The 25084-nt window shown below is 74.3% G+C and carries 20 protein-coding genes; 9 read left to right on the top strand and 11 right to left on the bottom strand.

Going from position 1 to position 25084, the window contains the following annotated elements; all coding sequences use genetic code 11:
• The first annotated feature begins 68 nt into the window (after positions 1-68).
• The gene (locus tag KV557_RS27900; protein WP_218204270.1) at positions 69-2201 is read left to right on the top strand and encodes a hypothetical protein; all 2133 of its coding nucleotides are present in this window, start codon (positions 69-71) and stop codon (positions 2199-2201) included.
• On the opposite strand, the gene KV557_RS27895 is transcribed toward KV557_RS27900, so the two are convergent.
• The 4 genes from KV557_RS27895 to KV557_RS27880 form a co-directional block, all read right to left on the bottom strand.
• A complete protein-coding gene (locus KV557_RS27895; RefSeq protein WP_218204269.1) occupies positions 2099-3976 on the bottom strand; it encodes a hypothetical protein in 1878 nt (625 codons plus the stop codon). The two genes, KV557_RS27900 and KV557_RS27895, sit on opposite strands and share 103 nt — an antisense overlap.
• A gap of 126 nt (positions 3977-4102) precedes the next feature.
• Positions 4103-5137, bottom strand: a complete 1035-nt coding sequence (locus KV557_RS27890; RefSeq protein ID WP_218204268.1) for an isopenicillin N synthase family dioxygenase — start codon at positions 5135-5137, stop codon at positions 4103-4105.
• Positions 5138-5475: 338 nt separating this feature from the next.
• Complete coding sequence (locus KV557_RS27885; protein WP_218204267.1) at positions 5476-6132, bottom strand: response regulator transcription factor; 657 nt, start codon at positions 6130-6132, stop codon at positions 5476-5478.
• Positions 6084-7541: a sensor histidine kinase gene (locus KV557_RS27880; protein WP_256178043.1), complete on the bottom strand. Its 1458-nt coding sequence runs from the start codon at positions 7539-7541 to the stop codon at positions 6084-6086. The genes KV557_RS27885 and KV557_RS27880 overlap by 49 nt, the downstream gene beginning before the upstream one ends.
• A gap of 238 nt (positions 7542-7779) precedes the next feature.
• Between KV557_RS27880 and KV557_RS27875 the strand changes: the two genes are divergently transcribed.
• Positions 7780-8490, top strand: a complete 711-nt coding sequence (locus KV557_RS27875) for an ABC transporter ATP-binding protein (protein ID WP_308130105.1) — start codon at positions 7780-7782, stop codon at positions 8488-8490.
• Positions 8491-8554: 64 nt separating this feature from the next.
• Positions 8555-10975, top strand: coding sequence for an ABC transporter permease (locus tag KV557_RS27870; RefSeq protein ID WP_218204265.1), 2421 nt, complete (start codon positions 8555-8557; stop codon positions 10973-10975).
• A 194-nt stretch (positions 10976-11169) separates the two neighbouring features.
• Here KV557_RS27870 and KV557_RS27865 read toward each other — a convergent pair whose 3' ends face one another.
• From KV557_RS27865 to KV557_RS27855, 3 genes are all read right to left on the bottom strand, one after another.
• A complete protein-coding gene (locus KV557_RS27865; protein WP_218204264.1) occupies positions 11170-11931 on the bottom strand; it encodes a MerR family transcriptional regulator in 762 nt (253 codons plus the stop codon).
• A 153-nt stretch (positions 11932-12084) separates the two neighbouring features.
• The gene (locus tag KV557_RS27860) at positions 12085-13212 is read right to left on the bottom strand and encodes a DUF2332 domain-containing protein (protein WP_218204263.1); all 1128 of its coding nucleotides are present in this window, start codon (positions 13210-13212) and stop codon (positions 12085-12087) included.
• Positions 13213-13559: 347 nt separating this feature from the next.
• Positions 13560-14432, bottom strand: coding sequence for a LysR family transcriptional regulator (locus KV557_RS27855; protein ID WP_218204313.1), 873 nt, complete (start codon positions 14430-14432; stop codon positions 13560-13562).
• Positions 14433-14586: 154 nt separating this feature from the next.
• Here KV557_RS27855 and KV557_RS27850 point away from each other — a divergent pair, with 154 nt between their 5' ends.
• Together KV557_RS27850 and KV557_RS27845 are read left to right on the top strand one after the other, a co-directional pair.
• A complete protein-coding gene (locus KV557_RS27850; RefSeq protein ID WP_218204312.1) occupies positions 14587-15537 on the top strand; it encodes a DMT family transporter in 951 nt (316 codons plus the stop codon).
• A gap of 7 nt (positions 15538-15544) precedes the next feature.
• Positions 15545-16837, top strand: a complete 1293-nt coding sequence (locus tag KV557_RS27845; RefSeq protein WP_218204262.1) for an MFS transporter — start codon at positions 15545-15547, stop codon at positions 16835-16837.
• Positions 16838-16905: 68 nt separating this feature from the next.
• Here KV557_RS27845 and KV557_RS27840 read toward each other — a convergent pair whose 3' ends face one another.
• The 3 genes from KV557_RS27840 to KV557_RS27830 all read right to left on the bottom strand — a co-directional run bounded on the left by KV557_RS27840 (position 16906) and on the right by KV557_RS27830 (position 19324).
• Entirely contained in the window at positions 16906-17283 is a 378-nt protein-coding gene (locus KV557_RS27840; RefSeq protein ID WP_218204261.1) for a hypothetical protein, read from the bottom strand.
• Positions 17284-17519: 236 nt separating this feature from the next.
• Positions 17520-18698 carry an SUKH-4 family immunity protein gene (locus KV557_RS44180; protein ID WP_218204260.1) on the bottom strand — a complete coding sequence of 393 codons (1179 nt, stop codon included), beginning with the start codon at positions 18696-18698 and terminating at the stop codon, positions 17520-17522.
• Between the two features lie 101 nt (positions 18699-18799).
• On the bottom strand, positions 18800-19324 hold the full coding sequence (locus KV557_RS27830; RefSeq protein ID WP_218204311.1) for a hypothetical protein: 525 nt from the start codon (positions 19322-19324) through the stop codon (positions 18800-18802).
• Between the two features lie 439 nt (positions 19325-19763).
• Here KV557_RS27830 and KV557_RS27825 point away from each other — a divergent pair, with 439 nt between their 5' ends.
• Positions 19764-20228 carry a hypothetical protein gene (locus KV557_RS27825; RefSeq protein WP_218204259.1) on the top strand — a complete coding sequence of 155 codons (465 nt, stop codon included), beginning with the start codon at positions 19764-19766 and terminating at the stop codon, positions 20226-20228.
• A gap of 419 nt (positions 20229-20647) precedes the next feature.
• On the opposite strand, the gene KV557_RS27820 is transcribed toward KV557_RS27825, so the two are convergent.
• Positions 20648-21235, bottom strand: coding sequence for a DinB family protein (locus tag KV557_RS27820; RefSeq protein WP_218204258.1), 588 nt, complete (start codon positions 21233-21235; stop codon positions 20648-20650).
• Positions 21236-21340: 105 nt separating this feature from the next.
• On the opposite strand from KV557_RS27820, the gene KV557_RS27815 reads away from it, so the two are divergent.
• The 3 genes from KV557_RS27815 to KV557_RS27805 all read left to right on the top strand — a co-directional run bounded on the left by KV557_RS27815 (position 21341) and on the right by KV557_RS27805 (position 25036).
• Entirely contained in the window at positions 21341-22177 is an 837-nt protein-coding gene (locus KV557_RS27815) for a class I SAM-dependent methyltransferase (RefSeq protein ID WP_218204310.1), read from the top strand.
• Between the two features lie 452 nt (positions 22178-22629).
• Entirely contained in the window at positions 22630-23340 is a 711-nt protein-coding gene (locus KV557_RS27810) for a hypothetical protein (RefSeq protein ID WP_256178042.1), read from the top strand.
• 1 nt (position 23341) lies between these two features.
• Complete coding sequence (locus KV557_RS27805) at positions 23342-25036, top strand: Y-family DNA polymerase (RefSeq protein ID WP_218204257.1); 1695 nt, start codon at positions 23342-23344, stop codon at positions 25034-25036.
• Positions 25037-25084: the final 48 nt, after the last annotated feature.

Raw genomic sequence — 25084 nt, 5'->3', positions numbered from 1 at the left:
ATGCTTGAGCCCACCCCGCGTTGCCGCCAGGATGGTCGCGGCAGACGGGGTGAGGAGAGGCGGGGGCAGTGCAGAACCTGATCAGCGGCGGCGTGATCCACGGCAACGTGTACATGGGGCAGGCGCTGAACTTCCCGCCGCCCGCCGAGGCCGACGAGCCGGACGTCTCGATGGGTGCGCAACTGCCGCGGCACTACGTCAACAACGCGAAGCTGTTCGCGGCCATGGACACCGTCCACGCCCAGTGCCGCGCCGAGCACGTGCCGACCCGCCTGCTCCTGTGCGGCCTCCCGGGCCTGGGGACCACGGCGGCTGCGGACCAGTGGGTGGTGACGCGGAAGGACGAGCTGCCGGAGAAGCACCTGCGGGCCTCGCTCGGCTCGGGGTTCACGGACGTCACGGCGATCCTGGAACGCTGGCTCGACCAGCTCAGGGCGCCGAAGGACGACCGGCCGTCCGGGGCGGCGGCCCTCTCGGCGTACTTCCGTGCCCGGACCGCGAACCTCCCGGTGCTGGTGTTCATCGACGGCGCGGCCACGGAGGCCCAGGTCAGGCCGCTGCTGCCGGGCTCGGCCGACAGCGTCGTCCTGATCACCAGCAGGGCGCGACTGAGCGGGCTGGTCGGCGCGCTCGACGTGGCCCAGTTCGCCCTCGACCCGCTGGACGAGGCCGACAGCGACGACCTGCTCGCCCGCGTCGCCCGCCTGGGCGAGCAGAGCAGGGCTGCCCGGCTTCCGCTGGTCCGCGCCTGCGCCGGCATCCCGCTGGCCCTGCGGATCATCGCCGCCCAGCTGGTGTCGCTCGGCGCGGAGGCCCTGACCGAGCTCGTCGCGCAACTCTCGGACCGTGGCTCGCTGCTGGAGGCCCTGGACGTGCCGGACGACATCTCCCTCCCACGGATGCTCGACGCGATGTACCGCAGCCTGGACGCCGACGGCGCCCGCGCCTACCGGCTGCTGGGCCTGCATCCGACGCTCCTGCTGGACGCGGACGCCATCAGGGCGCTGCTCGGCACCGCCGGAGCGGTCGGCACCGCTGGGTCTCTCGGCCGCACTGTGAACGCGCTCCTGATGGCGAACCTGCTGGACCGGCGCGCCCAGGGCTTCTATCTGATGAACGGCGTGGTGCACGAGCACGCCTGGAGCATCGCCGCCCGGCCGGAGCACACCGAGGAGCGCGAAGCGGCGCTGGACCGGATCCTGACGCACTACACCGCCATCGCGGAGAGCGGCGAGGCGCGGCGGTCCGGTCGCTGGCGCCACGACCCCGCCGGCGCCTACCGGCGACTGGCCGAGGTGCCCGGCACCGACGTCGTGGAACGGCACCGCGACAGCCTGGTGGCCGCCGTCGAGACGGCGAGCCGAACCGGGCGGCACGACCTGGCGTGGCGGATCTGCCAGGGCCTGTGGACCCACTGCCTGCAGGGCGGCCACCACGCCGACTGGATCAAGGCGCTGACCTTCGGGGTCGCCTCCGCGGCGGAGGTCACCGATCCGCTCGCGCTGGCCCGGATGCACTACGAGTTCGGTTTCGCCCTCCTCGACCGCTACGACACCGACGAGGACGACCCGCGTCAGGCGCGTGAGCACCTCGATGCGGCGCTGATCATCGCGCGGGGAGAGGAAACCGAGGGGCATCGGCGGACCGTGTCCTCGGCGCTCGAAGCGCTCGGGTTGCTCAGCCTCCGCGAGGGCGCGGCCGGGGACGCCCTGGACCTCCTGGACCGGGCGCTCACCGCGCTCGACGGAATCGACCACCGGCGTGGCCGGGCCCTCCTCGGCTACCACCGCGGGCGCGTGCTGACCGCGCTCGGCCGGCACGAGGACGCCGAACGCGAACTCCGGGAGGCCGGTGCCCGGTTCGCCGGGTTCGGTGACCAGTACAACGTGGCCCGCAGCCTGACCAGGCTGGCCGAGGACCGTGTCGCCGCGTCGCTGCCGGCGGACGCCCTGACGTTGTTCACCGAGGCCCTGGACGCGATGCCGGCGGAGGGCAGGTCCTACCAGCGTGCCGGAATCCTGCGCCAACGCGGCGACCTCTCGCGGGACTTGGGGGAGCGGGCGTCGGCGGTCGCCGACTGGACGGCGGCTCTCGCACTCTACGACGAGACCGGCAGCCCGCTGGCCGCCGAGGTCGAGGCCCGGCTGTCGGCGGGGTCGGACGGCTCGTTGGTGAACGGCTCGTCGGCGGACGGCGAGTAGGGGCGGACGGTGAGGAGGCCGGTCGGCTGTCCGGAGCCGGCGGCCACCGTCACCGTGTGGGCGGCCGACGGCGCGGTGTCGCGGAGCTGCTGGTGCACGACGGCGGCCGCGAGGCCGAACTCCGCCCAGGCGGGGCGCTGTTGCCAGACAGCCGCGAACCGCCGTCCGTCCGGGAGCAGAGCGAGGCAGCCGTCGTCCGGCTGCTCGACGGCGATCAGTGCGCAGCCGGGCACGCCCCGGCCCCACTGCTCCCACCGAGGCTCGGCCGACGGGTCGAGCCGGTCGGCGGGCACCAGCAGGACGTCCGCCGACCGCCGGAAGCCGTTGTCCGGCTCGGCGTGGTCGGCGGCCAGGTGGGTGTCCGGGCCGAGGTGCTTGCGCTGAGAGCGCTGCAGCCGGGCCGGGTAGCGGCGGACCCGGACGCTCGGGCCGTCCTCGGTGGCGACCAGCATCGCCGGCACCAGCGTGGGCCGGACCTCGGGCAGATCCGGGACCGGGACGACGCTGGTCGCGGCGGGGTGGTCCGGCTCGGTCAGCCCGAGGTGGCGGTAGAACAGCGCGCGCAGCCGGGCGGCCGACTCGCCGGGGACGGACGTGACCTGTGCGCCCAGCTCCGCGAGCGCCGGGTCGGTGCGCTGTGCCTCGGCCGCCCGCTCCAGCTGCGGGCCGACGGCGTCCCACGCGGAGAGCCGCGGGATCAGCTTCCCCAGCTGTTCCATGGGGGAGCCGGGGGCGACGGTGTCGTCGGCGAACGATCCGAGCACGGCCGGAATCCCGAGCGCGACGCCGTAGAGCGTGACCGAGCCGTGGTCGCCGACGAGGTGGTCGGCGGCTACCAGGGCGGCCTTCCAGGCCTCCGTTTCCGGTGCCGGGAGAATCAGGCCGGAATCGAGGAGATCGGCGAGCCAGCGGTGCATCTGCCACGCCCCGTGGGCGTACCAGGCATTCGGATGGACGGCGGCGGCGACCCGGTATTCATCGGCCGGCAATTCGGCCAGAATGCGGCGCAGGGAATCGGCGCCGGAATGTCCGAGCAGGGACTGTGGGCCCCAGGTGGAGGACGCCACCACCAGTTTCTGGTCCGGCCGGACGCCGAAGGCCTTCCGGTAGGCGGCCCGGAGCGGGGCGCTCGCGCGGAGCTGGTCGATGCAGGGATCACCCACCAGCGCGCTGACGGGCAACGCCTCCGGGCAGCCGGTTCGCAGTCGTTCGGCCTGTTCCTGATGGGACAGCAGGACGGCGGCGGGTATGACGGCCCCGTCGTGCATCAGCCACTCGGCCGTCAGGCCGAAGGCTCCCGGCTCCCGGCTCCCGGCTCCCGGCTCCCGGCTCCCGGCTCCCGGCTCCCGGCTCCCGGCTCCCGGCTCCCGGCTCCCGGCTCCCGGCTCCCGGCGCAGTATTTTATTGTATCCGGCGCCGTGCGGGGCCCCGATCAGGGGTGCGCGGAGATTCTGCAGATCGCCGCCGCGATTCGTCGCGATCGCGAGATCGAACGGGAATTCCTTCGCGTCGTCCCAGGGCATTTCCGTCATTCCGTGCGCGCGCAGGAATTCCGAGGTGCCCGCATCCAGGGCCGAGGAGCCGGTGCAGCTGAACACGACTTCCACCCGGTGGTCGGGGCCGAAGACTGCGAGCAGGTCGAGCAGCCGGGTCGCCGAGGTGATGTTGTGGACCACCCCGAGGACCCGGCGTTCCGGCGTGACCGTCGACCAGCGGGTGCGGTCGGGCGCGACTGCCGGGTGGATGCGCGGTGCCGCTGCGGGTCGGGTCGTCAACGCCCCTGCCTTTCGCCGGGATCGGGCCCGAGATCGGGGTCAGGATCTGGACGGCCCGAGATCGGAGTCGAATCGAGCCATTGTGCCAGGTCCGGCAGCGGGCGGCAGGGGCGTCGGCGGCCGGGGTCAGCGGGTGGCGGCCTCGGTCAGGTCGGGGTGGTGGCGGCGGGTGACCTCGGGGTGGGCCCTCGTGTACCCCTTCCACTCGTTCTGTCCGAATTCCGCGAACAGCGGGTTGTCCGGGTCCTCGGTGGCCCCGGGCGCGTGGTGGGCGAGCGGGAAGTCGAGCGGTTCGATGTGGGCGTCGAGGCGGGGGTTGTAGAAGAAGGGCACCGAGTAGCGCTCGCGGGCGCCGGGCGGGCTGACCACGCGGTGGCTGGTGGCCTTGAGGTAACCGTCGGTGGCGACCTCCAGCAGTTCGCCGAGGTTGACGACGAAGGCGCCCTCCAGCGGGGGGACGTCGAGGAAGGTGCCGTCCGGGCGCTCGACCTGGAGGCCGCCGACGGTGTCCTGGAGCAGCAGGGTGATGAAGCCGTAGTCCTTGTGCGCGCCGACGCCCTGGCCTGCGCCGTTCGGGGCGGTGCCGGGGTAGCGGACCAGCTTCAGCCGCAGGTGGGGGTGGCCGGCGAAGGCGTCGTCGTAGAAGTCGGGACGGGCGCCGATCGCGGCGAGGAGCTCGTGCAGCAGGCGGCGGGCGACCTCGCCGAGGTGGTCGATCCAGCCGAGGGTGGCGGTGCGCAGTTCGGGGAGCGCCTCGGGCCACTGGTTGGGGCCCTCCAGCCACCAGTACGGCGGCTCGCCGCGGCCGGGGACGTGCGGGGCCAGCTCGGCGCCGATGTCCAGCTGGTCGCGCCAGTCCTGGCTGCCGCCGGTGCGCTCGTCGCCGGTGCGGGTGTAGCCGCGGTAGTGGGGGGAGTTGAGGTTGCTCACGGCGAGCCGGTCGGCCTCGGGGAGGGCGAAGAAAGCGCGCATCGCGTCGGTGAGGGCGGCCGTCTCGGCCGGGGTTATGCCGTGGCCGACGAGCTGGAAGAAGCCGACGCCGGTGGCGGCGGCGCGCAGTTCGTCGTGCAGGCGGCGGCGGTCGTCCGGGCCGCCGTCGGCGAGTGAGAGGTCGATCACCGGGAGCGACTGCGTGAAGGGCTGGGTGTGCTGCTGCGTCATTTGTGACATCCGCTGGGTCTCGTCCCGGCCGGTCCCGGTGGTCGACCGGGGGAGGCCGGAGCCACTGCCTGGTGCGGCGGGTGGTCCGGAAGCCGGGAGGCGATGGCAGCCGGGTGGGGGCTGCCCTGAGGGTGGGTGGCGCGAGGTTCAGCCGGAGCGTCGACAGGACATGCTCGTCACGCGGAGCAGGTCCACGTGGCGACGACGAACAAGGATGAGCACGTCACCCAGCCTAAATGACCCGTTCCGTGCGGAGCGAGCCCCCTGCGGCGGAGGGCCCGTCCCCACTTGTTCCTGCCACGTCAATCAGTTGTTCCCCTGCTTCTGTCTCCCCCGTTTCAGTCGTTCCCTCCGTTGTTGAGGTAGGCGAGGACGGCCAGCACCCGGCGGTTGTCGTCGTCGGAGGGCTGGAGGTCGAGCCGGACGAAGATCGACGCGGTGTGCTTGGCGACGGCCCGTTCGGTGATCACCAGCTGCTGGGCGATCGCCGCGTTGGAGCGGCCCTCGGCCATCAACCCGAGCACCTGACGCTCGCGCGGGCTGAGGGTGGCGACCGGGCCGGCCGAGGAGTTGTGGGTGAGCAGCCGGGTGATCACCTCCGGGTCCATCGCGGTGCCGCCCTGGGCGACCCGGCGTACCGCGTCGATGAACTGGGTGCCGTCCATCACCCGGTCCTTGAGCAGGTAGCCGATGCCGCCGGTGCTGCCGGCCAGCAGCTCCCGGGCGTACAGCTGCTCGACGAACTGCGAGAGCACCAGCACGGGCAGGCCGGGGTGGGCCTGACGGGCCGCCAGCGCGGCGCGCAGGCCCTCGTCGGTGAACCCGGGCGGGAGCCGGACGTCGACCACGGCGATGTCCGGCCGGTCGGCGGCCACCGCGGCGAGCAGTTCCTCGCCGGTCTCGACGGCCGCGGTGACCTTCATGCCGTTGGCCTCCAGCAGCCGGGTCAGGCCGTCCCTGAGGAGGAAGAGGTCTTCGGCGATGACAACGCGCACGGGATCTCCAGGTTCACGATGGTCGGACCGCCGGACGGGCTGCTGACCGCGAGCACCCCGTCGAACCCGGCCAGTCGGCGTTCGGTTCCGCTGAGGCCGGTGCCCCGGGACGGGTCGGCGCCGCCGCGCCCGTCGTCGGTCACCGATATCCGCAGCAGCTCGTCACTGTGCCCTATCTCGATCCATACGTGCGAGGCGCCCGCGTGTTTCACCACATTGGCCAGCAGCTCGCTGACCGCGAAGTAGGCGGCGGACTCGACCGGGGCCGGAGCGCGGCCGGGCAGTTCGCCGGCGAAGGTGACCGGCAGCGGCAGGTCCAGCGCCGTGGCCTGGACGGCTGCGGCCAGGCCGCGGTCGGCGAGCACTGGGGGGTGGATGCCGCGGACCAGGTCGCGCAGCTCGCCGAGCGCCTTGGCCGAGGAGGCCCGGGCCTCGGCCAGCAGGGGGCGCAGGGCCACCGGGTCCTCCACCACCTGGTCGGCGACGGTCAGCAGCATGCCGAGGGCCACCAGCCGGGCCTGGGCCCCGTCGTGCAGGTCCCGCTCGATCCGGCGCAGTTCGGCGGCCCCGGCGTCGATGGTGTCCGCCCTGGTCCGGGCCAGGTGGCTGACCTGGCGGGCCAGCTCGGTCCGCCGGGAGGGCCCGAGCAGGGTGCGGGCGGCCCGGTCGTGCAGCCGCAGGACGGGCGGGGCGGCCCAGAGAGCGGCCGCCGGGGCCATCCAGAGCCCCATCATGTAGATGACCCCCAGCGAGAGGAACCGCCCGTTCCGGCCGAGCACCTGGAGGGCGATCGGAGTCAGCACGACGACCGCGGCGGTGAGCAGGACCGCGCAGCCGGTGAGCGCCGTCCACGCCACATCCCGCCAGGTCGCCGGGTCGGTCAGCCAGCCGCCGGACCGCAGCCGCTGCCACGGCCCGGCGGCGCCGGCGCGGCGGTACGGCACCGGGATCGGCCGGCCGCTCCATTGCCCGACGATCCGTCGGCTCTCCGCGGCGATCCAGCGCGCGCCGAGCAACCCGAACACCACCATCGCGGGCGCCAGCCAGAGCGAGCCGGACCGGCCGCCGGGCGCGGCGCCGTCGTAGAGATGAGCGGCCATCACGGCGAGGGCGCCCGGTGCGAACAGGGCGGCCCCCACCGCCCGGCCGCCGCCCCCGGTGGCCCAGCAGAGCGCCCAGAGGGCGACCGTCCCCAGCGGCACCAGAAGGATCAGCGGCCCGCCCGGCCAGCGCTGCCCGAACGGCTCGGCCTCGTCGGGGCCGAACAGGGCCGCAGCCAGCAGGATCGGCCCGGCCAACAGTGCGACCAGCCCGGTCACGGCCAGCGTGACCACATAGAGCGCGCGCACGCCGGCCACGACGGTGCTCCCCACCCGCGCGGCAGCCCTGGTCACCACATTCGTGCTCATTCCGCGCCTCCTCTCCGGTCGGTGCCCCCACAGGCCCCGGGTCGATCAGTCGGCAGTCAGTCTGCATGGGCGTCGACCTGCGGCGCTCTAGGTGTGGCCCCCGAATCCGAGGTGTATCTGGATACACCTCACAGATGCCGCCTAGACAGCTGTCCGTCCCCGGCCGCCAGTTCGTAGCGTCATGTTCCGTCAGCCGGCCCGGGCGTTCCGGGGCCGGATCCCGAACCATGGAGGGCCCGTGAGCACGCCGATCATCCAGATTCGCGGCGTCACCAAGACGTACGACCGATCCGAGGCCGCCCCGGCGCTGGCCGGGCTCGACCTGGAAGTGCGGGCCGGTGAGGCGCTGGCCGTGCTCGGCCGGTCCGGCAGCGGCAAGTCGACGCTGCTCAACCTGATCGCCGGGCTCGACCGCCCCAGCGAGGGCGGCGTGCTGGTGGACGGGGTCGCCGTCCACGAGTTGGGCGAGGCCGCGCTGGCCGAGTACCGACGGACCCGGATCGGCATGGTCTTCCAGTTCTTCAACCTGCTGGACGATCTGAACGTCGAGGACAACGTGCTGCTCCCCGCCCAACTGGCCGGGATGCGGCGGGAGAAGGCCCGCGCTCGGGCTGCCGAGCTGCTGAAGCGGCTCGGGGTGGCCCGGCACGCCGCGGCCTTCCCCGGCAGGCTGTCCGGCGGCGAGCGCCAACGGGTGGCGGTGGCACGGGCGTTGATGAACCGTCCGCCGCTGCTGCTGGCCGACGAGCCGACCGGCGCGCTGGACACGGTCTCGGCCGCCGACGTCCGGGACCTGCTCACCGGCCTCAATGCGGAGGGCCAGACGATCCTGCTGGTCACCCACGACACCGCGCTCGCCGAGGCCTGCGCGAGCCGGACGATCGAGCTGCTCGACGGCCGGCTGGTCCGGGACACCGCAACGGCCTCCGCCGCAGGGAGCGTTCGATGAGCGAGCGAATCATCAGGAGGTGCGTGTGGGCGAATGCCCCTGCCGAGCGAAGCGAGGTGGGCGCATGAGTGCTCTGAGCAAAGTGGTCCGGGCCGGGGTCGGACGCAAGCGGGTGCAGACCCTGGTCATGGTGCTCACCACGATGATGTCCGTGACGGCGTGCATCCTCGCGACGGGGCTGTTGGTCGCCTCCCAGGGGCCCTACCAGCGGTCCTTCACCGACCAGCACGGCGCACATCTCAACGTGCTGTACGACCCGGCCAAGGCGAGCCCGGCCCAGCTCGCCGCGACGGCCCACGCCCCCGGCGTAACGGCGTCGGCCGGCCCGTACCCGGCGCTCACCGTCCAGGCGCGGGCCGGCCAGGGATCCCAGATCCCGCCGGCCGGCAGCCTCCTGCCGCCGCTGACGCTGGTCGGCCGAGCGCAGGACGGCCCGATGGACGGCCTGCGCATCACCCAGGGTCGCTGGCTCGCCGGCCCCGGCGAGGTGGTGTTCCTGGACGGCCACTCCCCGCTGGCCATCGGCGACAGCATGCAGTTCCCGGACTTGCCCGGTCACCCGACCCTCAAGCTCGTCGGCCTCGTCGCCTCGGTCTCCTGGAGTGCGGACGGCTGGATCGCCCCCGAGCAGGTCGCCGGCCTCACCGCACCCGGTGCGGCGCCCGCCCTCCAGTACCTCTACCGCTTCGCCCACGCCGGCACCGACGCCGAGGTGGACGCCGACCATGCCGCGCTCGTCGCTGCGGTACCGGCCGGCGCGCTCACCAAGTCCACCTCGTACCGGCCCGCACAGGCGGAGGCCAATCGGACGGCCTCGACCTTCGTCCCGTTCGTGACGGCCTTCGGGGTGCTCGGGCTGGCGATGTCGGTGCTGATCATCGGCGTCGTGGTCAGCGGTGCCGTCAGCGCCGCCACCCGGCGGATCGGCATCCTCAAGTCGCTCGGCTTCACCCCGGAGCAGGTGGCACGCGCCTACGTCGGCCAGGCGCTGATCCCTGCCGGGATCGGCACGGCGCTCGGCGTGCTCGGCGGCAACCTGCTGTCCGTGCCCGTCCTCGGGATCGCCCACAAGGCGCTGCGCGGCGGCCTGCTCGGCATCCCGCTCTGGGTGGACTTCGCGGTTCCGGCCGTCGCCCTGGCCGCCGTGGTGGCCACCGCGCTGGTGCCCGCGCTGCGGGCCGGGCGGCTGCGCACGGTGGAGGCGCTCGCGGTCGGCCGGACGGGGCCGGGCGCCAAGGGTGCCTCCGCGCGCGGAAAGGCGGCCGGCGGCAACGTGGCCGGCGGCGCGGCCCCGGCAGGGGCCTCGGGGCCAGTGGCCCGGGCCCAGCGCCTGATCGGTCGGCTGCCGGTGCCGCGCTCCCTGAGCCTCGGGCTGGCGAGCCCGTTCAACCGCCCGGGCCGCTCGGCGACCACGGCCGCCGCGGTGCTGCTCGGCACCGCCGGGGTCACCCTCTGCGTCGGTCTTACGCTCTCGCTCAGCGCCTTCCAGGACGGTCTGACAGCCGGGCGCTCGGGCGGCGTCGCGGTGCAGATCCCGATCGACGGCTCCGTGAAGCCCACCGACCAGGTGGACGAGGCGGCCGTGGCCAAGGCGATCAACGCCCGCCCCGGCACCCGGGCCTGGTACAGCAGCGTCCCGACGCCGGTCGCCGTGGCCGGGAACACCGGGCGCTCCGAGGTGACGGCCTTCTCCGGCGATGCCTCCTGGAGCGGCTACCAGATGATCTCGGGCCGCTGGTTCCAGGGCCCCGGCGAGGCGGTGGTCGCCTCCACCTTCCTCCGCGCCAACCGGGTGAAGGTCGGAGACACCATCACCCTTACCGACCACGGCCGTTCCACGCCGGTGCGGATCAGCGGCGAGGTGCTGTCCACCGAGGACGTGGTGTTCGTCGACCGGGCCGCGCTGGCCCCGATCGGCTCGCCGATCCACGCCGAGGCAGTCGGGTTCCACATCGACCTCACCCCGGGCACCGACGCGAAGGCGTACGCCGACGCGCTCGACGAGGCCGTCCGGCCGCTGGGCCTGAGCGCCGAGCAGAGCGGGCCGCCGATCAACATCGTCGTGCTGGCGATGAACACCCTGGCCGGCACGCTCACCCTGCTGCTGGCCACCGTCGCCGGCCTCGGCGTCCTCAACACGGTGCTGCTGGACACCCGGGAGCGGGTGCACGACCTCGGCGTGCTCAAGGCGCTCGGGATGTCGCCCCGGCAGACGGTCGGGATGGTGCTCACCTCGGTCTGCGGGAGCGGGCTGGTGGCCGGGCTGATCGGGGTCCCGATCGGGATCCTGGTGCACCACCAGGTGATGCCGGCGATGGCACACGCCGCCGGGGTTGGGGTGCCCGAGGCGGACCTCACCGTGTTCGACCCGTCGGTGGTGGGCCCGCTGATACTCGGCGGGCTGGTGCTGGCGCTGCTCGGCGCCCTCCTGCCCGCCACCTGGGCGGCCCGCACCCGGACGGTCACGGCGCTGCGCACGGAGTGACGTCGGGGAACGCGGCGTGAGGGCCGCTTCCGCGGGGCCCGTCCCCCCACGGAAGCGGCCCGGCCCCCGGCAGGCTGTCCGGACGACCTGCCGCCCCGGGCCGTCCGGGGGAAGCCGCTCCGGGCGGCCGTCCCCCGACCGGCCGCGCGGGCAGCCCAGCTTCCGGGCCGACCGGAGCTCAGGCCGGCCGTGGCTCAGGACAGCCGCGCCGCCGCGTACGCCTCCATGGCGGCCCGCTGGTAGGCGGCCAGGCCCGGGGCGATGGCCTCGTACGCGGCGTTCCACTGCTCGTTCTCCACGCAGGACCGCGCGATCGCGCGGTACTCCTCGACGGAGACCGGGCGGAGGGCGGTCAGGGCCCGGTACTCGGTGTCGATCTTGCTCTGCACCGGCTCGGCGTCCGCCGGGTGCCCGGCTGCCGTCAGTTCGGCCAGCCGGATCATCTGCGCGGTCCGCTCGCGCTGGCCGGCCTCGATCTCGGCCTGGCTCATTCCGGCGGTCGCCCGCAGGGCGGCCTCGGCGTGCTCGGGGAAGTCGCGCAGGCTCGCCTCGACGTCGGCGGGCTGGATGCCCTCGAAGAGGTTCTCCGGGCGGTTGATGCTGGTCATGGGCGTGCCGTCCTTCCTGGACTGTTCCAGTTCGGCGATCGTGCGGGAGACGGTGGCGGCCAGGGTGTCCAGCCGGTCGCGCTCGGCGAGCAGGCGGTCGCGGTGGCCCCGCAGGGCCTCCAGCTCGTCCACCTGATCGCCGAGGATCCCGGCAATCTCGGTCAGTCCCACGCCCAGCGCCCGCAGCACGAGGATCTGCTGCAGGTGCAGCAACTGTCGTTCCTCGTAGTAGCGGTGGCCGTTGGAGCCGATCCACGCCGGGGGCAGCAGCCCGATCTCGTCGTAGTGCCGCAGGGTCCGGGCGGTCACGCCCGACATCCGGGCGACCTCCGCGATCGGCCAGGCCATGGCCGCCTCCCTCGCTCACGTTCGCTGTCACCGGGCCGGTTTCTCCGGCCCTGGTCACGACGGTAGAAGCTGCCGTTGCGGCAGCTTCAAGCCCGAAATCCGACCGTACCCCCGGGGCCGCGGAAGCCGGCCGTGAGAGCCCGTCGTCGCGTCCTACGCGCCCGGCTCGCCGAACCAGTCCAGCGACTGCCCGTGCGGTCCGGTGAACGCCACCGGCCGCTCGTCCAGGGCGAGCGCGAACAGCCCGGTCCCGGCGGGCGCGGGCCGGGGGAGCCGCCGTTCGACGGCGGGCAGCACGGCGACCGCCTCGTTGGAGATCCAGTGCCCGGGCAGGCCGCGCATGGTCACCGCGAACTCCTCCCGCGCCTCCGGCGACAGGTAGGCGAGCACCGCGCTGTGGAACACCACCGGCGTCGCCCCGGCTGGCACGAGTGCCACCAACTTCCGTACCGCCGCGTTGAGATCGCCGCGCACCAGCTCCGGCGGTTCGGCCCGGGCGATCCGGACGGCGCCGCGCAGCCGGTCCAGCCGGTGGGTCTGCTCGGGCCAGACCAGCGCCTCCAGCCAGCGCATGTCGTCCTCGGCGCGGACGTCCAGCGGGTTGAGGTCGATCCCGGCCCGCCACACCACCTCGGGCAGCCGCTCCCGCAGCGCCGCAGGAAGCGGTACCGGCCCGCTCACCGCGCAGTCCAGCGTCACCGGGCTCGCCCCGGCGCCGAACTCGGCCACCACGCCGCCCACCACGCCGCCCGCCGGCCCGGCAGTCACGGCGCCCGCCTCACCGGCAGCCGCGTCCAGATACCGGTACCGATACCGGTCCGGGTACAGGCAGAGCCCTGCCGAGGCCCCCACCTCGATCAGCGCGAGCGGCCCCGGCAGCGCCGCCAGCAGCGGCAGCAGGGTGGCGCACCGCCCGGCCTCGTTGGTCTGCGTCCGCCGCGCCAGCATGGTGGCCGAGACCTCGGCCCAGTGCGCCGACGCCCACTCCCGGAAGGCGGGGTAGCCCTCCGTGACCGGCCCGCCGAGGTAGCGGACCGCGCCGAACAGCAGGTTCGGCTGCTGCTTGGCGGCCGGCAGCCCCGCCACCAGCACGCGCAACTCCCCGTCCCCGGCGACGCCTTCGGCCAGCTCCCGGTAGCTCGCCGAGTGGCCGCGGGCCTCCCGCTCCGCGAACCTCCGGTAGAGGTCGGCCGTAGCGCCGTTCCCCACGCTGCCGTTCCCCACGCTGCCGTTCCCGGCGTCGCCGTTCCCCGCGCGGCTGTCCCCTGAATTGCTGTGCATGTTCCGCATTTCCTTTCCCCCAAAGGAATTTGACGCATCGTTGTCTGCGCGTTTGCCATCCGCTATGCAGGTGCTAACCCGCCCCCAGCGAGAGTGAGTTCACCGGAATCGACCGTAACTCTCCGCAGTAGGAGGCCCGATGAGGTCCCCGGTGAAGTCCAAGATCCGTACCCATACCGCCGGCGCCGCCGTCCCGGTGGTCACCCACTCGACCGTGAACCCGTACCGAACCAGCCCGCGCCGCAGCGACTCCACGACCGACTCATCGTCTTCGACCAGCAATACACGCAGCAATTCATGCACGAGGGGCACCCTAGTGTCCGGCCTCCTCGCCGGTGCGCGGGGACCTACTGCCGTGCCGCCGCCCGCAATGCGGCCACCAGGGCGGCGAGCACCGGCTGCCCCCAGGCGCCTTCCCGTACGGCTGCGTGCAGGGCGCGCACCGGCTCCGGGCTGCGGACCCGCCGCACGGTGACCCCCGGATGACGATGCGCCAGGCCGAGGACCGGGACCAGCGCGACGCCCAGGCCCGCCGCGACGAAGCCCTGCGCGGTCGCGTAGTCCTCGGTGTCCACCGCGACCGACGGACGGAACCCGGCCGCGTCGCACGCCCCCAGGACGGCTGCCCGGCAGGGCCCTTCCGGTTCGGCGCCCACCCATGGCTCGTCCGCGAGATCGGCGAGGTCCAGGACGCGCTTCGCGGCGAGCCGGTGCCCCGCCGGCAGCACGGCGCGGTACGGGTCGTCGCGCAGGTGGACCAGCCGGAGGCCCGGGTGCGGGGCGTCCCGCGGCCGGACCACGACCGCGAGATCGGCCCGGCCGTCCAGCACCTCGGTGAGTGGGTCCTCGGGGTCGGTCATGCCCAGGTCGAGCCGCACACCCGGGTGCTCCCGGCGGAACGCGGCCACCGCCGGGGCGACCAGCGAGGCGCCGGCCGTGGCGAAGTAGCGGACGGTCAGGCTGCCGCTGCACCCCGCCCGCAGGTCGGCCAGTGCGGCGCCCGCCTCCGCCACCTGCCGGTCGATCACCGCGGCGTGCCCGGCGAGCAGCAGCCCGGCGGCGGTCGGTCGCACCCCCCGGCCGACGCGCTCCAGCAGCGCCGTCCCGGTCTCCCGCTCCAGCGCCGCCACCTGCTGGCTCACCGCGGACGGGGTGTAGCCGAGGGCGGTGGCCGCCGCGCTCACCGAGCCGTGGTCCACCACCGCGCGCAGGACCTGCATCCGTCGGACGTCGAGGCGGGCTGAGCCGAGCGTCTCCATCATGCAGTCCAGCTTAAAGGCTGCAGAGAACTTTTCACTTGTCCTACCGGATCCCGCCGCGCGACCATGTCCCAGCAACCCCGATACGCCGAAAGGAGCCCTGCTCGTGCCACGGATGGCCGTCCTCGCCCTGCTCTGGGGCTCGGGCTTCCTCTGGATCAGGCTCGCGCTCCAGCACGGCCTCACCCCCGTCCAGATCACCGTGCTGCGCGCCGCCCTCGGCGCCGCCGTCCTGCTGCTCCTCGCCCGCTCCGCCCGCCAGCGCCTCCCGCGCGGCGGCGGCGTCTGGCGGCGGCTCGCGGTGGCGGCGTTCTTCTGCAACGCGCTCCCGTTCTTCCTCACCGCCTACGGCGAGCGCAGCGTCGGCTCCGGCCTGGCCGGGGTGCTGCACGCGACCACCCCGCTCTGGTCGCTGCTGATCGGCCTCGCCCTCGGGACCGAACGCGCCCGCGACCCGCTGCGCTTCGGCGGGCTGCTCCTCGGCTTCGCGGGCGTGCTGCTGATCTTCTCCCCGTGGCGGGAGGGCGGCGGGCTGTCCGGCCCGGGGGCGCTCGCCCTGCTCGGGGCGGCGGTCAGTTACGCGATCGCCTACGCCTACATGGCCCGTGCGCTCACCGCGACGGGCACCGCCCCGCTCGCCCTCTCCGCCGCCCAGCTCACCGCCGCGGCCGGACTGAGCACGCTCGCGCTCCCGGCCGGCGGCGCCACGGGCTCGTTCACGAGCGCCGACCCGCTCGGACTCGCCGCCGTCGCCGTCCTCGGCATCGCCAGCACCGGGCTCACGTTCCACCTCAACTACCGTCTCATCGCCACCGAGGGCCCCACCGGCGCCGCCACCGTCGGCTACCTGCTGCCCGTCGTCTCCACCGCGCTCGGCGCCCTCGTCCTCGGCGAGGAGCTGACGTTCCGCGCGATCGCCGGAATGATCGTCGTGCTCGCCGGCGTTTCCCTGACGAAGCATCACCGCCAGCCGTCCCGCTCCCCGGTGGACCGGCCGGTCCCCATAGCCCCCACAGCTCCCACCACCCCCACGGCCCCCACCACCCCCACGGCCCCACGCGACTGAACGGACCATGCGCCCCGACTCCCTCTGGCGAGCGGCCGACTTCCGCACCCTCTTCACCGCCACCGCCCTCGCCCAACTCGGCACCAACGTCGGCTACGTCGCCGTCCCGCTCATCGCCGTCACCGCGCTCGACGCGGGCCCGGGACAGATCGGCGTGCTCGGCACCCTCAGCACGCTCGCCTTCCTGGTCATCGGCCTGCCCGCCGGCGCCTGGGTGGACCGGATGCGCCACCGCCGCGTGCTGATCGTTGCCGACCTGGTCAAGGCCGCGCTGTACGCGTCCGTCCCGCTCGCCTGGTGGCTCGGCGGACTCACGCTCTGGCAGCTGTACGCGGTCGCGCTGCTTACCGGCTGCGCGACGGTGTTCTTCGACGTCGGCTCGCAGAGCGTGCTGCCCAGGCTGGTCGGCCGCGAGCACTTGGTGCAGGCGAACTCCGTCGTGGTGAGCCTGATGGCCGTCGGCAACATTGCCGGACGCGGCGCGGGCGGCGGGCTGGTGCAGCTGCTCACCGCGCCGTTCGCGATCGTCGTGACCGCGCTGAGCCACCTCGGTTCGGCGCTGCGCCTGATCGGGCTGCGCCGCACCCCCGCCCCCGAACCGGCCGCCGACGGCCCCGGCAGCGGTCTCGGCGCGCAGATAGCCGAAGGGCTGCGGCACGTGCTCGGCAACCGCGAGCTGCGCGCGCTCGCCGTCACCGCCGCGCTCAACAACCTCGGCTTCCAGCTCGTCAACACCCTGCTCCCGCTGCTGTTCGTGCGGGAACTGCACCTTCCCGAGGGGGTGTTGGGCCTGTTCTGGGCGGCCGGCGGGGTCGGCACCCTACTCGGCTCGCGCTTCGCCCGCCCGGTCGCCGTGCGGGTCGGCTACGGCCGCACGCTCGGGCTGGCGGGCCTGTGCATCGCGCCCGCCGGGCTGCTGGTGCCGCTGATCGGCGGCGGTCCCTGGCTGTTCGTGGCCGGGGCCGGCTGGCTGCTGGTCTCGTTCAAGACCGGCGTGGACAACGTCCTCGGCGTCAGTCTGCGCCAGCGGATGACCCCGGACCCGCTGCTCGGCCGGATGAACGCCACCTTCCGTTTCCTGCTCACCGGGGCGCTCGCGATCGGCTCGGCGCTCTCCGGACTGTTCGGCGAACTCCTCGGCCTGCGGCCCACGTTGTGGCTGGGCGGGGGCGTCCTCGCGGTGGCGTTCCTGCCGGTCTTCCTGTCCCCGATCCGCAGCCGCCGACGGCTTCCGGAGGTCGAGGCCGCCCCGGTGTTCACGTCGTCCGCCGCGGAACCCGTCACCTCGGCAAAGCAGTAGGCGGCTACCAGCGTCTACCAGGCCGTCCCGGGCACCGGCTACCAGTCCGCCCCCGCCCCCGCCCCCGGCTACCAGCCCGGCCCGCGCCGCCCCGGCTGCCAGTCCAGCCCGGGCCGCGGCTGCGGGTTCCGGGCCCGCGCCAGCGCCGTCAGCGCCCAGAGGGCGGCGGTCAGCAGGGCGTAGAACAGCAGCAGCGCCCAGAACGGGGTGGTGGACACGCTCCCGTCCTCGAACCGGCACCACGCGTCCGGCGGCAGCCACGAGGCGCCCGTCTCCAGCAGCTGCCCGCCGCCGGACACCAGACCCCGCTCGCAGCGCTCGTCGAAGTCCAGCGACCGTACGTACAGCACCCCGTACACCACGCCCGCGCCCGCGAGCGAGAGCGCGGCGCCGCTCCCGAGCAGGACCGCCCGTCTTCGCGCGGCCGCCGTACGGATGTTCGTCACCGGGGCAGCGTACCGGCCGCCGGCAGGCCGGAACGGCCCGGCTCCGCCCGTGCCGACGAGGGCACAACGAGGGCGCGTCGAAGGCACGGCGAGGCGCCCGCCCTTCGTGTCCGCACCGCCCCGAGCCTTGTGCCCGTACCGCCCCGAGCCTTGTGCCCGTACCGCCCCGAGCCTTGTGCCCGTACCGCCCCGAGCCTTTCCGAAGCAGCCCCCGAGCCCTTCCGCAGCGCCCCGGCTCAGCCCAGCAGACCGCCCATGTGCCCGTCCTCGGCGAGCAGCCGCCACGAGCGCCCCGGCGTGGCGAACGCCTCCGGGTCGACGGCCTCCACGACGCCGTCCACCGCGGTGCTCAGCAGCGACTGCGGGTCGAACACCGCCCAGGTGTCGCGGCCCAGCCCGTAGTCCCACCGCTCCCACTCGGCGCGCAGCCGTTCGTACGTCCACAGCGCGTAGAGCAGGGCCGACAGGTCGCGGTTGAGGTAGGCCTCCGGGTGGCCGTCGTCGTACCAGTCCGGCAGCTCCAGGCGGCCGGTCACCCCGTCCAGGGCGATCGTCAGGTCCGTCGGCCAGTGCCCGAGCGCCAGGAAGTCCCGCTGGTACGGGCGCTCCTCCTCACCGTCGAAGTACTCGGGATACGCCTCCGCCATGGTCACCAGTGGCTCCTCGGACACCCCGAACATCGCCCCGCCCAGCGGCAGGCCGATCTCCGTCAGCAGCCGCCGCGTCGGCTCGTGCCGCAGCCCCGGCGGCAGTTCCTCCGGCCGGTAGCGGCGCACCAGGCCCTCGTCCGACAGCGTCGCGATCTCCGCCACCAGCTCCGCGCCGATCTCGTACGCGGGCCCGTCCGGACCGCCCGGCAGCGCACCCCAGCCCAGCGCCCGCACCAGCAGCGCCGTGCCCCAGTGCGCGGGCGGCACGTCCGGCCGGCCGAACAGTCCCGGATCCAGCTCCCGCAACCGCCGGTCGGCCGTCAGCATCACCTCGGCCATGACGGCCGGCCCGCGCCGCCCGTCCCGCGCGTCCAGCCGCCGGGCGTCCTCGGCCACCCGCTCGACCTCCCGCACCAGCGCGGCCAGCGCGGGCAGGTCCGAGGCCAGTACGTCCCGCTCCAGCCGGCCGCCGACCACCTTGGCCAGGAATACCTCGCCGGTCACGCCGTCCAGCAGTACCGGATTGCCGGAGCTCGCGAAATGCGCGCAGTACTCCGTCTCGCCCAGCACGAACAGCCGCCCGGCCTCCGGTATGCCGTGCAGCGGATCCAGCCGGTCCAGCGGCTCCAACGGCCCGGCACCCAGCCGCCCGAAGTCCAGGAACGCCCCCGCCGCAGGCAGCCCCTCCCGCACCAGGAACTCCCGGCTGCCCGCGTGCAGCACCTCTGCCGGCAGCTCCCCGGCCGCCACCCGCCCGTACCCCACGCGACCACACCCCTCGCCGAACGACCCCTGACCTCCCCCGACCCTAGCGGCCACCGCTGACACACCCGTACCGGCCCCTGGGGCCCGTCTGCAGAAGGCCGCTAGGACACTCCGCCATCGACGTTCCAGTACGCGGGCAGGTCGTCGTCGCAGAAGACACAGACGAAGTGCCCTTCGCGGACGATGTTGTTCCGTCCGCACCCCGGACAGCGGCGGAACACCACCTCATGCGTGAACCCGCCCGGGCGGTGCACCCCGATCCGGTCCAGCGCGGCGGCGACGGCGGGCCAGGACGCGACGTCCGGGCAGTAGCCGGTGGACTGGTTGCTGACCTCCTCCACCGCCCAGCCGCCGCCCTCCCGGCGGAACCCGACCTCCCCGGCACTCAGCACCAACGCGCCGCCCGCGCAGTCAACATGCTCGCTTCGGCGCGGGGCGAGCCGCAGGAAGCCGGCGAGGCCGACGGTGAAGGTGAACGGCTCCGCGAGCTCTGCCGCCGTCCGCGCGCCCATCCAGGCGGCGAACTCGGCCGACGTCCGGAGCAGTTGGCCGCCCGGACCGCCGCCGCGGCGCCACAACTCGGGCGGCCCCACGTACCGGTACGCCCGGCCCGGGCCGGGCGCCATGTCCGCCGGGACGCCGTGATCACGCAACCGCAGCTGCAGGAGCGCCATCTCGACGGCCGTCCCAGTCAGGCCGAACTCCCGGAACTCGCTGAGCACTTCGCGCGCCCGGCCGAGCGAGACGCCCGGATCCTCGCGGAACGCCCGCAGTGCGGCCACCGCGCCGACCGCCCCCGCGGCCGGGCGCAACCGGGCCGGTCCGTGCGTCGTCAGCAGCGCCTCCCGGACCGCCTCCGGCGCCGGCCCCGGGCCCGCATGCTCACACCGGCCCGCCCCGCAGTGCGGGCACGACAGCTCGGAGTCCCACCACAACTCCCGCCCCTGGACGAACTGCCCGACCCACCGCGCAGCCGTCCCCCCGCACTCGTCACACCGGACGGCCAGCTCCACGCCCTGCGTCGTCATGCCCGGGAGCCTAGGACGTCTGGTTGCATGGTCCCCCATGGACGCCATAGTCACGAGCATCATCGCGGTCCTCGGCACACTGCTGGGCTCGACGGTGACACACGTCTTCCAGCAGCGCTCCGCACGGCGCACGGAGCACAACACCCGCCTGGAGCGGCTGCGCCAGGAACGGCTGGACGTCTACGGCACCTACGCCGGACTGCTCGTCGAATTCCGCCAGGCCATGCTGCACCACTGGTTCTGCGAGCACGAGGACCGCGACGCCGACGACGAAGTCGCCCTGCGCAGGCTGTCGTTCGAGACCCGCTCCAACGCCCAGCACGCCCTGTTCCGACTCCAGCTGATCACCGACGACCGGGAACTGCTGGCCGTCGCGGCCGACGTCTTCACGAAGATCGGCACCATCGACCGCGCGGCCGACCGACCGGACGTCGTCGCCCGCCGGGACGCCAGCCGGGAGGCGATCGACACCTTCGTCGAGACCGCCCGCCGGCACGTCTAGGCTTCGGGCCGCCGCCGCAGCGCCGCCCGTCCAATCCCGTTGCGGGGGTGCCCGGGCCCGATCAGGGTGGGGGGATGCGACGTCATGAGGATGCCGGGCCGGACACCGTCGACACCTACGACACCGACGACAAGGAACTCGCCGTCCCAGGCTCGACGAGCCCCACCGGCCCTACTCGATGGTGGAGTTCGGCCACGTCACCGTCACCGACGACCCGCCGGAGGTTCCGCTCACCGGTTACGTCAACACACCTGGGACGGCGAAGGCCGCGAACTCTGGGTGGAATGGGACGACGGCACCGGCGGCGGCTCCATCGGACTCGCCGACTTCCTCGCCACCGCCGGCCTCCGGCTGGCACCCGACGCCGAGGTCACCTGACCCGAGCTCACCTGACCTGAGCTCACTTGACCCGAGGTCACCTAACCTCGGGCGGCCTCCCGGGCAGCCTGTTCGACGCGGGCGCGGTGGGCCGCCCACCACGTGGCGTCGCCGGGGGCGGTGTTGGTGCCGTCGGGGCGTTGGCCGGTGGTGCCGTCGACGAGTTCGCGGACGAGGTCGGCGTGGCCGACGTGGCGGTGGGTTTCGGCGATCATGTGGACCAGGACCCGGTGGAGGGTCTGCTTCGAGCGCTGCCCGAACGGCATCTCCCCGATCGCGTCGAGCGGCAGCGCCTCGATCGTCGCGTCGGCGTGGGCCCAGACCCGGCGGTACCGTCCGACGATGTCCGCCGTGGTCTCGTCGGCGCGGGCCCAGAGGTCGGCGTTCGGCTCGGCGTCACCGGTGATCCAGAGCGGGGTGGGTTCGCCGAAAGGCCGTCCGAAGGTGTCGCCGAAGTAGAGGGCTTCGGCGCCGGTGACGTGCTTGACCAGGCCCAGCAGGTTGGTGCCGGTGGCGGTGAGGGGGCGGCGGAGGTCGTACTCGGAGAGGCCGTCGAGCTTCCAGAGCAGGGCGTCGCGGGCGTCCTGGAGGTAGATCCGGAGGTCGGCCTTGGGGTCGGTGGCGGTCATGGGCCCAGTCTGGTGATCGTACGAAGCCTGTCCACCGCTTTTGGCCTTGAAGGCCTGGCAGGATCACAGCAGTTGAGGGTTCTCAAGGAGGGCGGCGCAACGGCCATGACGGACGGCTGGACGTGGGACGACACATTGTTCGCCGGCACCGCGGCCTACTACGGGCGCGGCAGGCTGCCGTACGCGCCCGGGCTGGCGGCGGTGCTGGCCGGGGCGCTGTGGCTGGACGGCCGTGGCCGCCTGCTCGATGTGGGCTGCGGGCCGGGGACGTTGGCGTTGGGGTTGGTGCACCTGTTCGACGAGGTCGTCGGGGTGGACCCGGACGGCGGCATGATCGCCGCGGCCCGCCGGGCGGCGGCCGCGGCCGGGGTGGCCGGGAAGACCGCGTGGGTGCAGGCCCGGGCGGAGCAACTGCCCGCCGGGCTCGGCACGTTCACCGTGGCGACGTTCGGCCAGTCCTTCCACTGGATGGACCGCGACCTGGTGGCGACGACCGTCCGGGACATGCTGCGCCCCGGCGGCGCACTGGTGCACATCTCGGACCTGAAGACCGAGTCCCGCTCCACCGAAGGGCTCCCGCACCCGGCCGTGCCGCACGCCGCCATCGGCGAACTGGTCCGGCACTACCTGGGCCCGGTCCGGCGGGCCGGCCGGGGCGTCCTGGCGGGCGGCACCCCCGGCGACGAGGCCGCCGTCCTCACCCGGGCGGGCTTCACCGGCCCGGAACGCCTCGTCGTCCCCGGCGGGCAGCCGCTGGACCGCACGGCCGACGACGCGGTGGCCGAGGTGTTCTCGATGTCCTTCTCGGCCCCTCACCTGTTCGGCCCCGACCGCGACGCCTTCGAGGCCGACCTGCGCCGCCTGCTGGAGCACTCCTCCCCGTCCGGCCGCTTCTCCGCACGCCAGCCGAGCACGGAGGCCTTCGTCTGGCGAACCCGATGACCGGCCCATTCCCTGAGGGATCGTCACGGACGGTCGCAAGCCCTTCAGTGGCGCCCCCGGACGCGCCCGCCGCCGCGCAGCCACTCGGCCGACTCTGTCGTCGGGCACAGCCTCGGCTACTCCGACGGCCTCTTCACCACCCCTGACCTGAGCAAGCGCGCAGTCTGCCCCGTCGCCGCCACCGGCGGGACCCCGGCACCGGCGCTCCGGCCGGCTACCGAGCCCGACCGGCCTTGTGCACGTGGTGAAGTCGGCCCGGGAAGCGGCTCCGGGGAAACGGGCCGGTCGAAAGACCGGAACCGCGCCCCGGGCCGACTTCACCAGCACGGAGCGTGACGGGTGGGGTGGATGGTTCGGACTTGAATCTTTGCGAACGAATGTTCGATCCTGGGACTGTGCCTGTTTTCGAACCTTTTTTCGAATCCGCCGTCGAGCGTCCGCCGCTCCGACCGGTGGCGACGACCGCTGCGCCCGAGACGGTGCCGGCGGCCGGACGGGGACTGCTGCCGGTGGTGCCCGCACTGCGGGAGGTGCTGCCGGAGGGCGGGCTGCGGCGGGGCACCGCGGTGTCGGTGGCGGGCGGGGACACCGGGCTGCTGCTGGCGCTCGCCGCCGGGGTGAAGGACACCGAGGGCGGCTGGGCGGCGGCCGTCGGACTGCCGGACCTGGGGCTGGCCGCGGCCGAGGGATACGGGCTGGACCTGCGGCGACTGCTGGTCGCGGACGACCCGGGGCCGCACTGGGCCGAGGTGGTGTCGGTGCTGGCCGGGGCCGTCGAACTGATCATGCTGCGCCCGGACGGGCCGGTCCCGCCGAAGCTGGCCGCCCGACTGGCGGCGGTCCTGCGGCGCAGCGGCTGCGTGCTGCTGGTGGCCGGCCCGTGGCCGGGGGCGGTGCTGCGGCTGGGCGTGCGGTCCGGGCGCTGGTTCGGGCTGGGCGACGGGTACGGGCAGCTCACCGGACGGCAGGTGGAGGTGGTGGCCGAGGGCCGAGGCTCGGCGGCCCTCGGCCGGACGGCCCGGCTCTGGCTCCCGGACGAGAGCGGCGTGGCGCGCCCGGTCGGGGAGTCGGCCGGGGAAGCGGGTGCGTCCGAACGCACGCAGCGGGCCGGTCGCCCGGTGCGGGAGGCGGTCGAGGCCGCCGAGCGGGTGGCGGTGGTGTGACATGGCGGACGGCGGTACGCCACGTGTGCTGGTGGTCTGGTGCCCGGACTGGCCGGTCGTGGCGGTCACGGGCGACGACCCGGTGGCAGTGACCGAGGGTGGGCGAATCCTCGCCTGCTCGGCGGGTGCCCGTGCGGCCGGGGTGCGGCAGGGGCAGCGGCTCAAGCTGGCCCAGCGGCTCTGCCCGGCGCTGGAGCTGCGCGACCGGAACCCGGAGGCGGAGACGCGCCGGTTCGAACCGGTGGTCGCGGCGGTGGCGGCGTTCACGCCCAGGGTGGAGGTGATCCGCCCGGGGCTGTGCGCCATCCCGGTGAAGGGCCCGGGCCGCTACTTCGGCGGCGAGGAGGCACTGGCGTCGAAGGTTTGGATGGCAGTGGCGACGGCACTGGCCCAGGAGCCGATCCCGGACGCCGTCCGGGACGGGGACGCGGTGCCCGCTGCTGCCGTGCCCGCAGCCGTGCCCGGCGAAGCCGCCCTGCCCACTACCCCCACTACCCCCACTACCCCCACCACCCCCACCACCCCCACCACCCCCCACGCCCAGGTCGGCGTGGCCGATGGCCTGTTCGCCGCCGTGCTGGCTGCGCGGGCCGGGGTGTTGGTGCCCGCCGGGCGGACGGCGGAGTTCCTGGCGCCGTACCCGGTGAGCGCGCTGGGGGACGAGGCGTTGGCGGAGTTGCTGGGGCGGCTCGGGCTGCCGACCGTCGGGGCGTTCGCCGCGTTGCCGCCGGCGGCGGTCGCGGACCGGTTCGGCCCTGCCGGGACGGTCGCGCACCGGCTGGCCCGCGGGTTGCAGCCGCGTCCGCTGGTGCCGCGTGCGGAGGGGCCGGACCTCGCCGTCGAGCAGTGCTTCGACCCGCCGGAGCCGCTGGCCGAGCCGCTGGTGTTCGTGGCCCGCACGCTGGCCGAGCGGCTGCATCAGCGGCTGGCCGGGGCAGGGCTGACCTGCCAGCGGGTGGCGGTCGAGGTGGCGTGCGCGGACGGGCGGACGGCGTCGCGGCTGTGGCGGCACGAGGGCCGGCTGTCGGCGACGGCGCTGGCCGAGCGGGTCCGCTGGCAGCTGCAGGCCTGGCAGAGCGCGGGCACGTTCACGGTCGCCCAGGACGGCCAAGACACCCAGGACACCCCCGACACCGGCTTCACCCTGCTCCGCCTGGCCCCCGACGGCCTGTCCCCGGACGAGGGGCGGCAGTTGGCGCTGTGGGGACAGGCGGTCGCGGACGACCGGGTGGAGCGCGCGGTGGCCCGGGTGCAGGCGGTGCTCGGGCATGCCGGGCTGCGCCGGATCGAGCCGGCCGGCGGGCGTGGCCCGGCCGAGCAGGCGGTCAGGGTGCCGTGGGGCGAGCCGTACGAGGCGGCGGCGCCGGCCGACGCGCCCTGGCCGGGGCGGTTGCGGGACGTGTGGCCGACCGTGGTGCTGCGGGATCCGGCGCCGGTCCGGGTGCTGGACGAGGCCGGGCGGCCGGTGACGGTGGACGGCCGGGCGGGGGTGTCGGCCCGGCCGGCGCTGGTCGTGGTGCGGGGGCGGGAGGAGCGGGTGGAGGGCTGGACCGGGCCCTGGCCGGCGGTCGAGTACTGGTGGGACCAGTCGCTCGCCCGCCGCCGGGCGCGGTTCCAGGTGGCGGTGGGCGGCGGCCGGGCGCTGCTGCTCACGGTGGAGGGGGGTGCGTGGTACCTGGAGGCCGGCTACGACTGACGGCCAGGCTCAGGACCGGGGCCCAAGCCCGGGGCCACCCAGGGGGGA

Source organism: Kitasatospora aureofaciens, from assembly GCF_019192735.1.
Taxonomy (GTDB): Bacteria; Actinomycetota; Actinomycetes; order Streptomycetales; family Streptomycetaceae; genus Kitasatospora; species Kitasatospora aureofaciens_A.
The sequence above is the reverse complement of the archived record's forward strand: the minus strand, read 5'-3'. Positions and strand labels throughout refer to the sequence as shown.

What these genes read in the sequence shown, in the direction of transcription:
- KV557_RS27890 (WP_218204268.1), bottom strand. Translation starts at nt 5,137, where the DNA reads ATGACGCAGCAGCACACCCAGCCCTTCACGCAGTCGCTCCCGGTGATC.
- KV557_RS27860 (WP_218204263.1), bottom strand. Translation starts at nt 13,212, where the DNA reads ATGCACAGCAATTCAGGGGACAGCCGCGCGGGGAACGGCGACGCCGGG.
- KV557_RS27805 (WP_218204257.1), top strand. Translation starts at nt 23,342, where the DNA reads ATGGCGGACGGCGGTACGCCACGTGTGCTGGTGGTCTGGTGCCCGGAC.
- KV557_RS27850 (WP_218204312.1), top strand. Translation starts at nt 14,587, where the DNA reads ATGGCCGTCCTCGCCCTGCTCTGGGGCTCGGGCTTCCTCTGGATCAGG.
- KV557_RS27880 (WP_256178043.1), bottom strand. Translation starts at nt 7,541, where the DNA reads ATGAGCACGAATGTGGTGACCAGGGCTGCCGCGCGGGTGGGGAGCACC.
- KV557_RS27855 (WP_218204313.1), bottom strand. Translation starts at nt 14,432, where the DNA reads ATGCAGGTCCTGCGCGCGGTGGTGGACCACGGCTCGGTGAGCGCGGCG.
- KV557_RS27820 (WP_218204258.1), bottom strand. Translation starts at nt 21,235, where the DNA reads ATGACCGCCACCGACCCCAAGGCCGACCTCCGGATCTACCTCCAGGAC.
- KV557_RS27870 (WP_218204265.1), top strand. Translation starts at nt 8,555, where the DNA reads ATGAGTGCTCTGAGCAAAGTGGTCCGGGCCGGGGTCGGACGCAAGCGG.
- KV557_RS27830 (WP_218204311.1), bottom strand. Translation starts at nt 19,324, where the DNA reads ATGGCGCCCGGCCCGGGCCGGGCGTACCGGTACGTGGGGCCGCCCGAG.
- KV557_RS27865 (WP_218204264.1), bottom strand. Translation starts at nt 11,931, where the DNA reads ATGGCCTGGCCGATCGCGGAGGTCGCCCGGATGTCGGGCGTGACCGCC.
- KV557_RS27845 (WP_218204262.1), top strand. Translation starts at nt 15,545, where the DNA reads ATGCGCCCCGACTCCCTCTGGCGAGCGGCCGACTTCCGCACCCTCTTC.
- KV557_RS27815 (WP_218204310.1), top strand. Translation starts at nt 21,341, where the DNA reads ATGACGGACGGCTGGACGTGGGACGACACATTGTTCGCCGGCACCGCG.
- KV557_RS27825 (WP_218204259.1), top strand. Translation starts at nt 19,764, where the DNA reads ATGGACGCCATAGTCACGAGCATCATCGCGGTCCTCGGCACACTGCTG.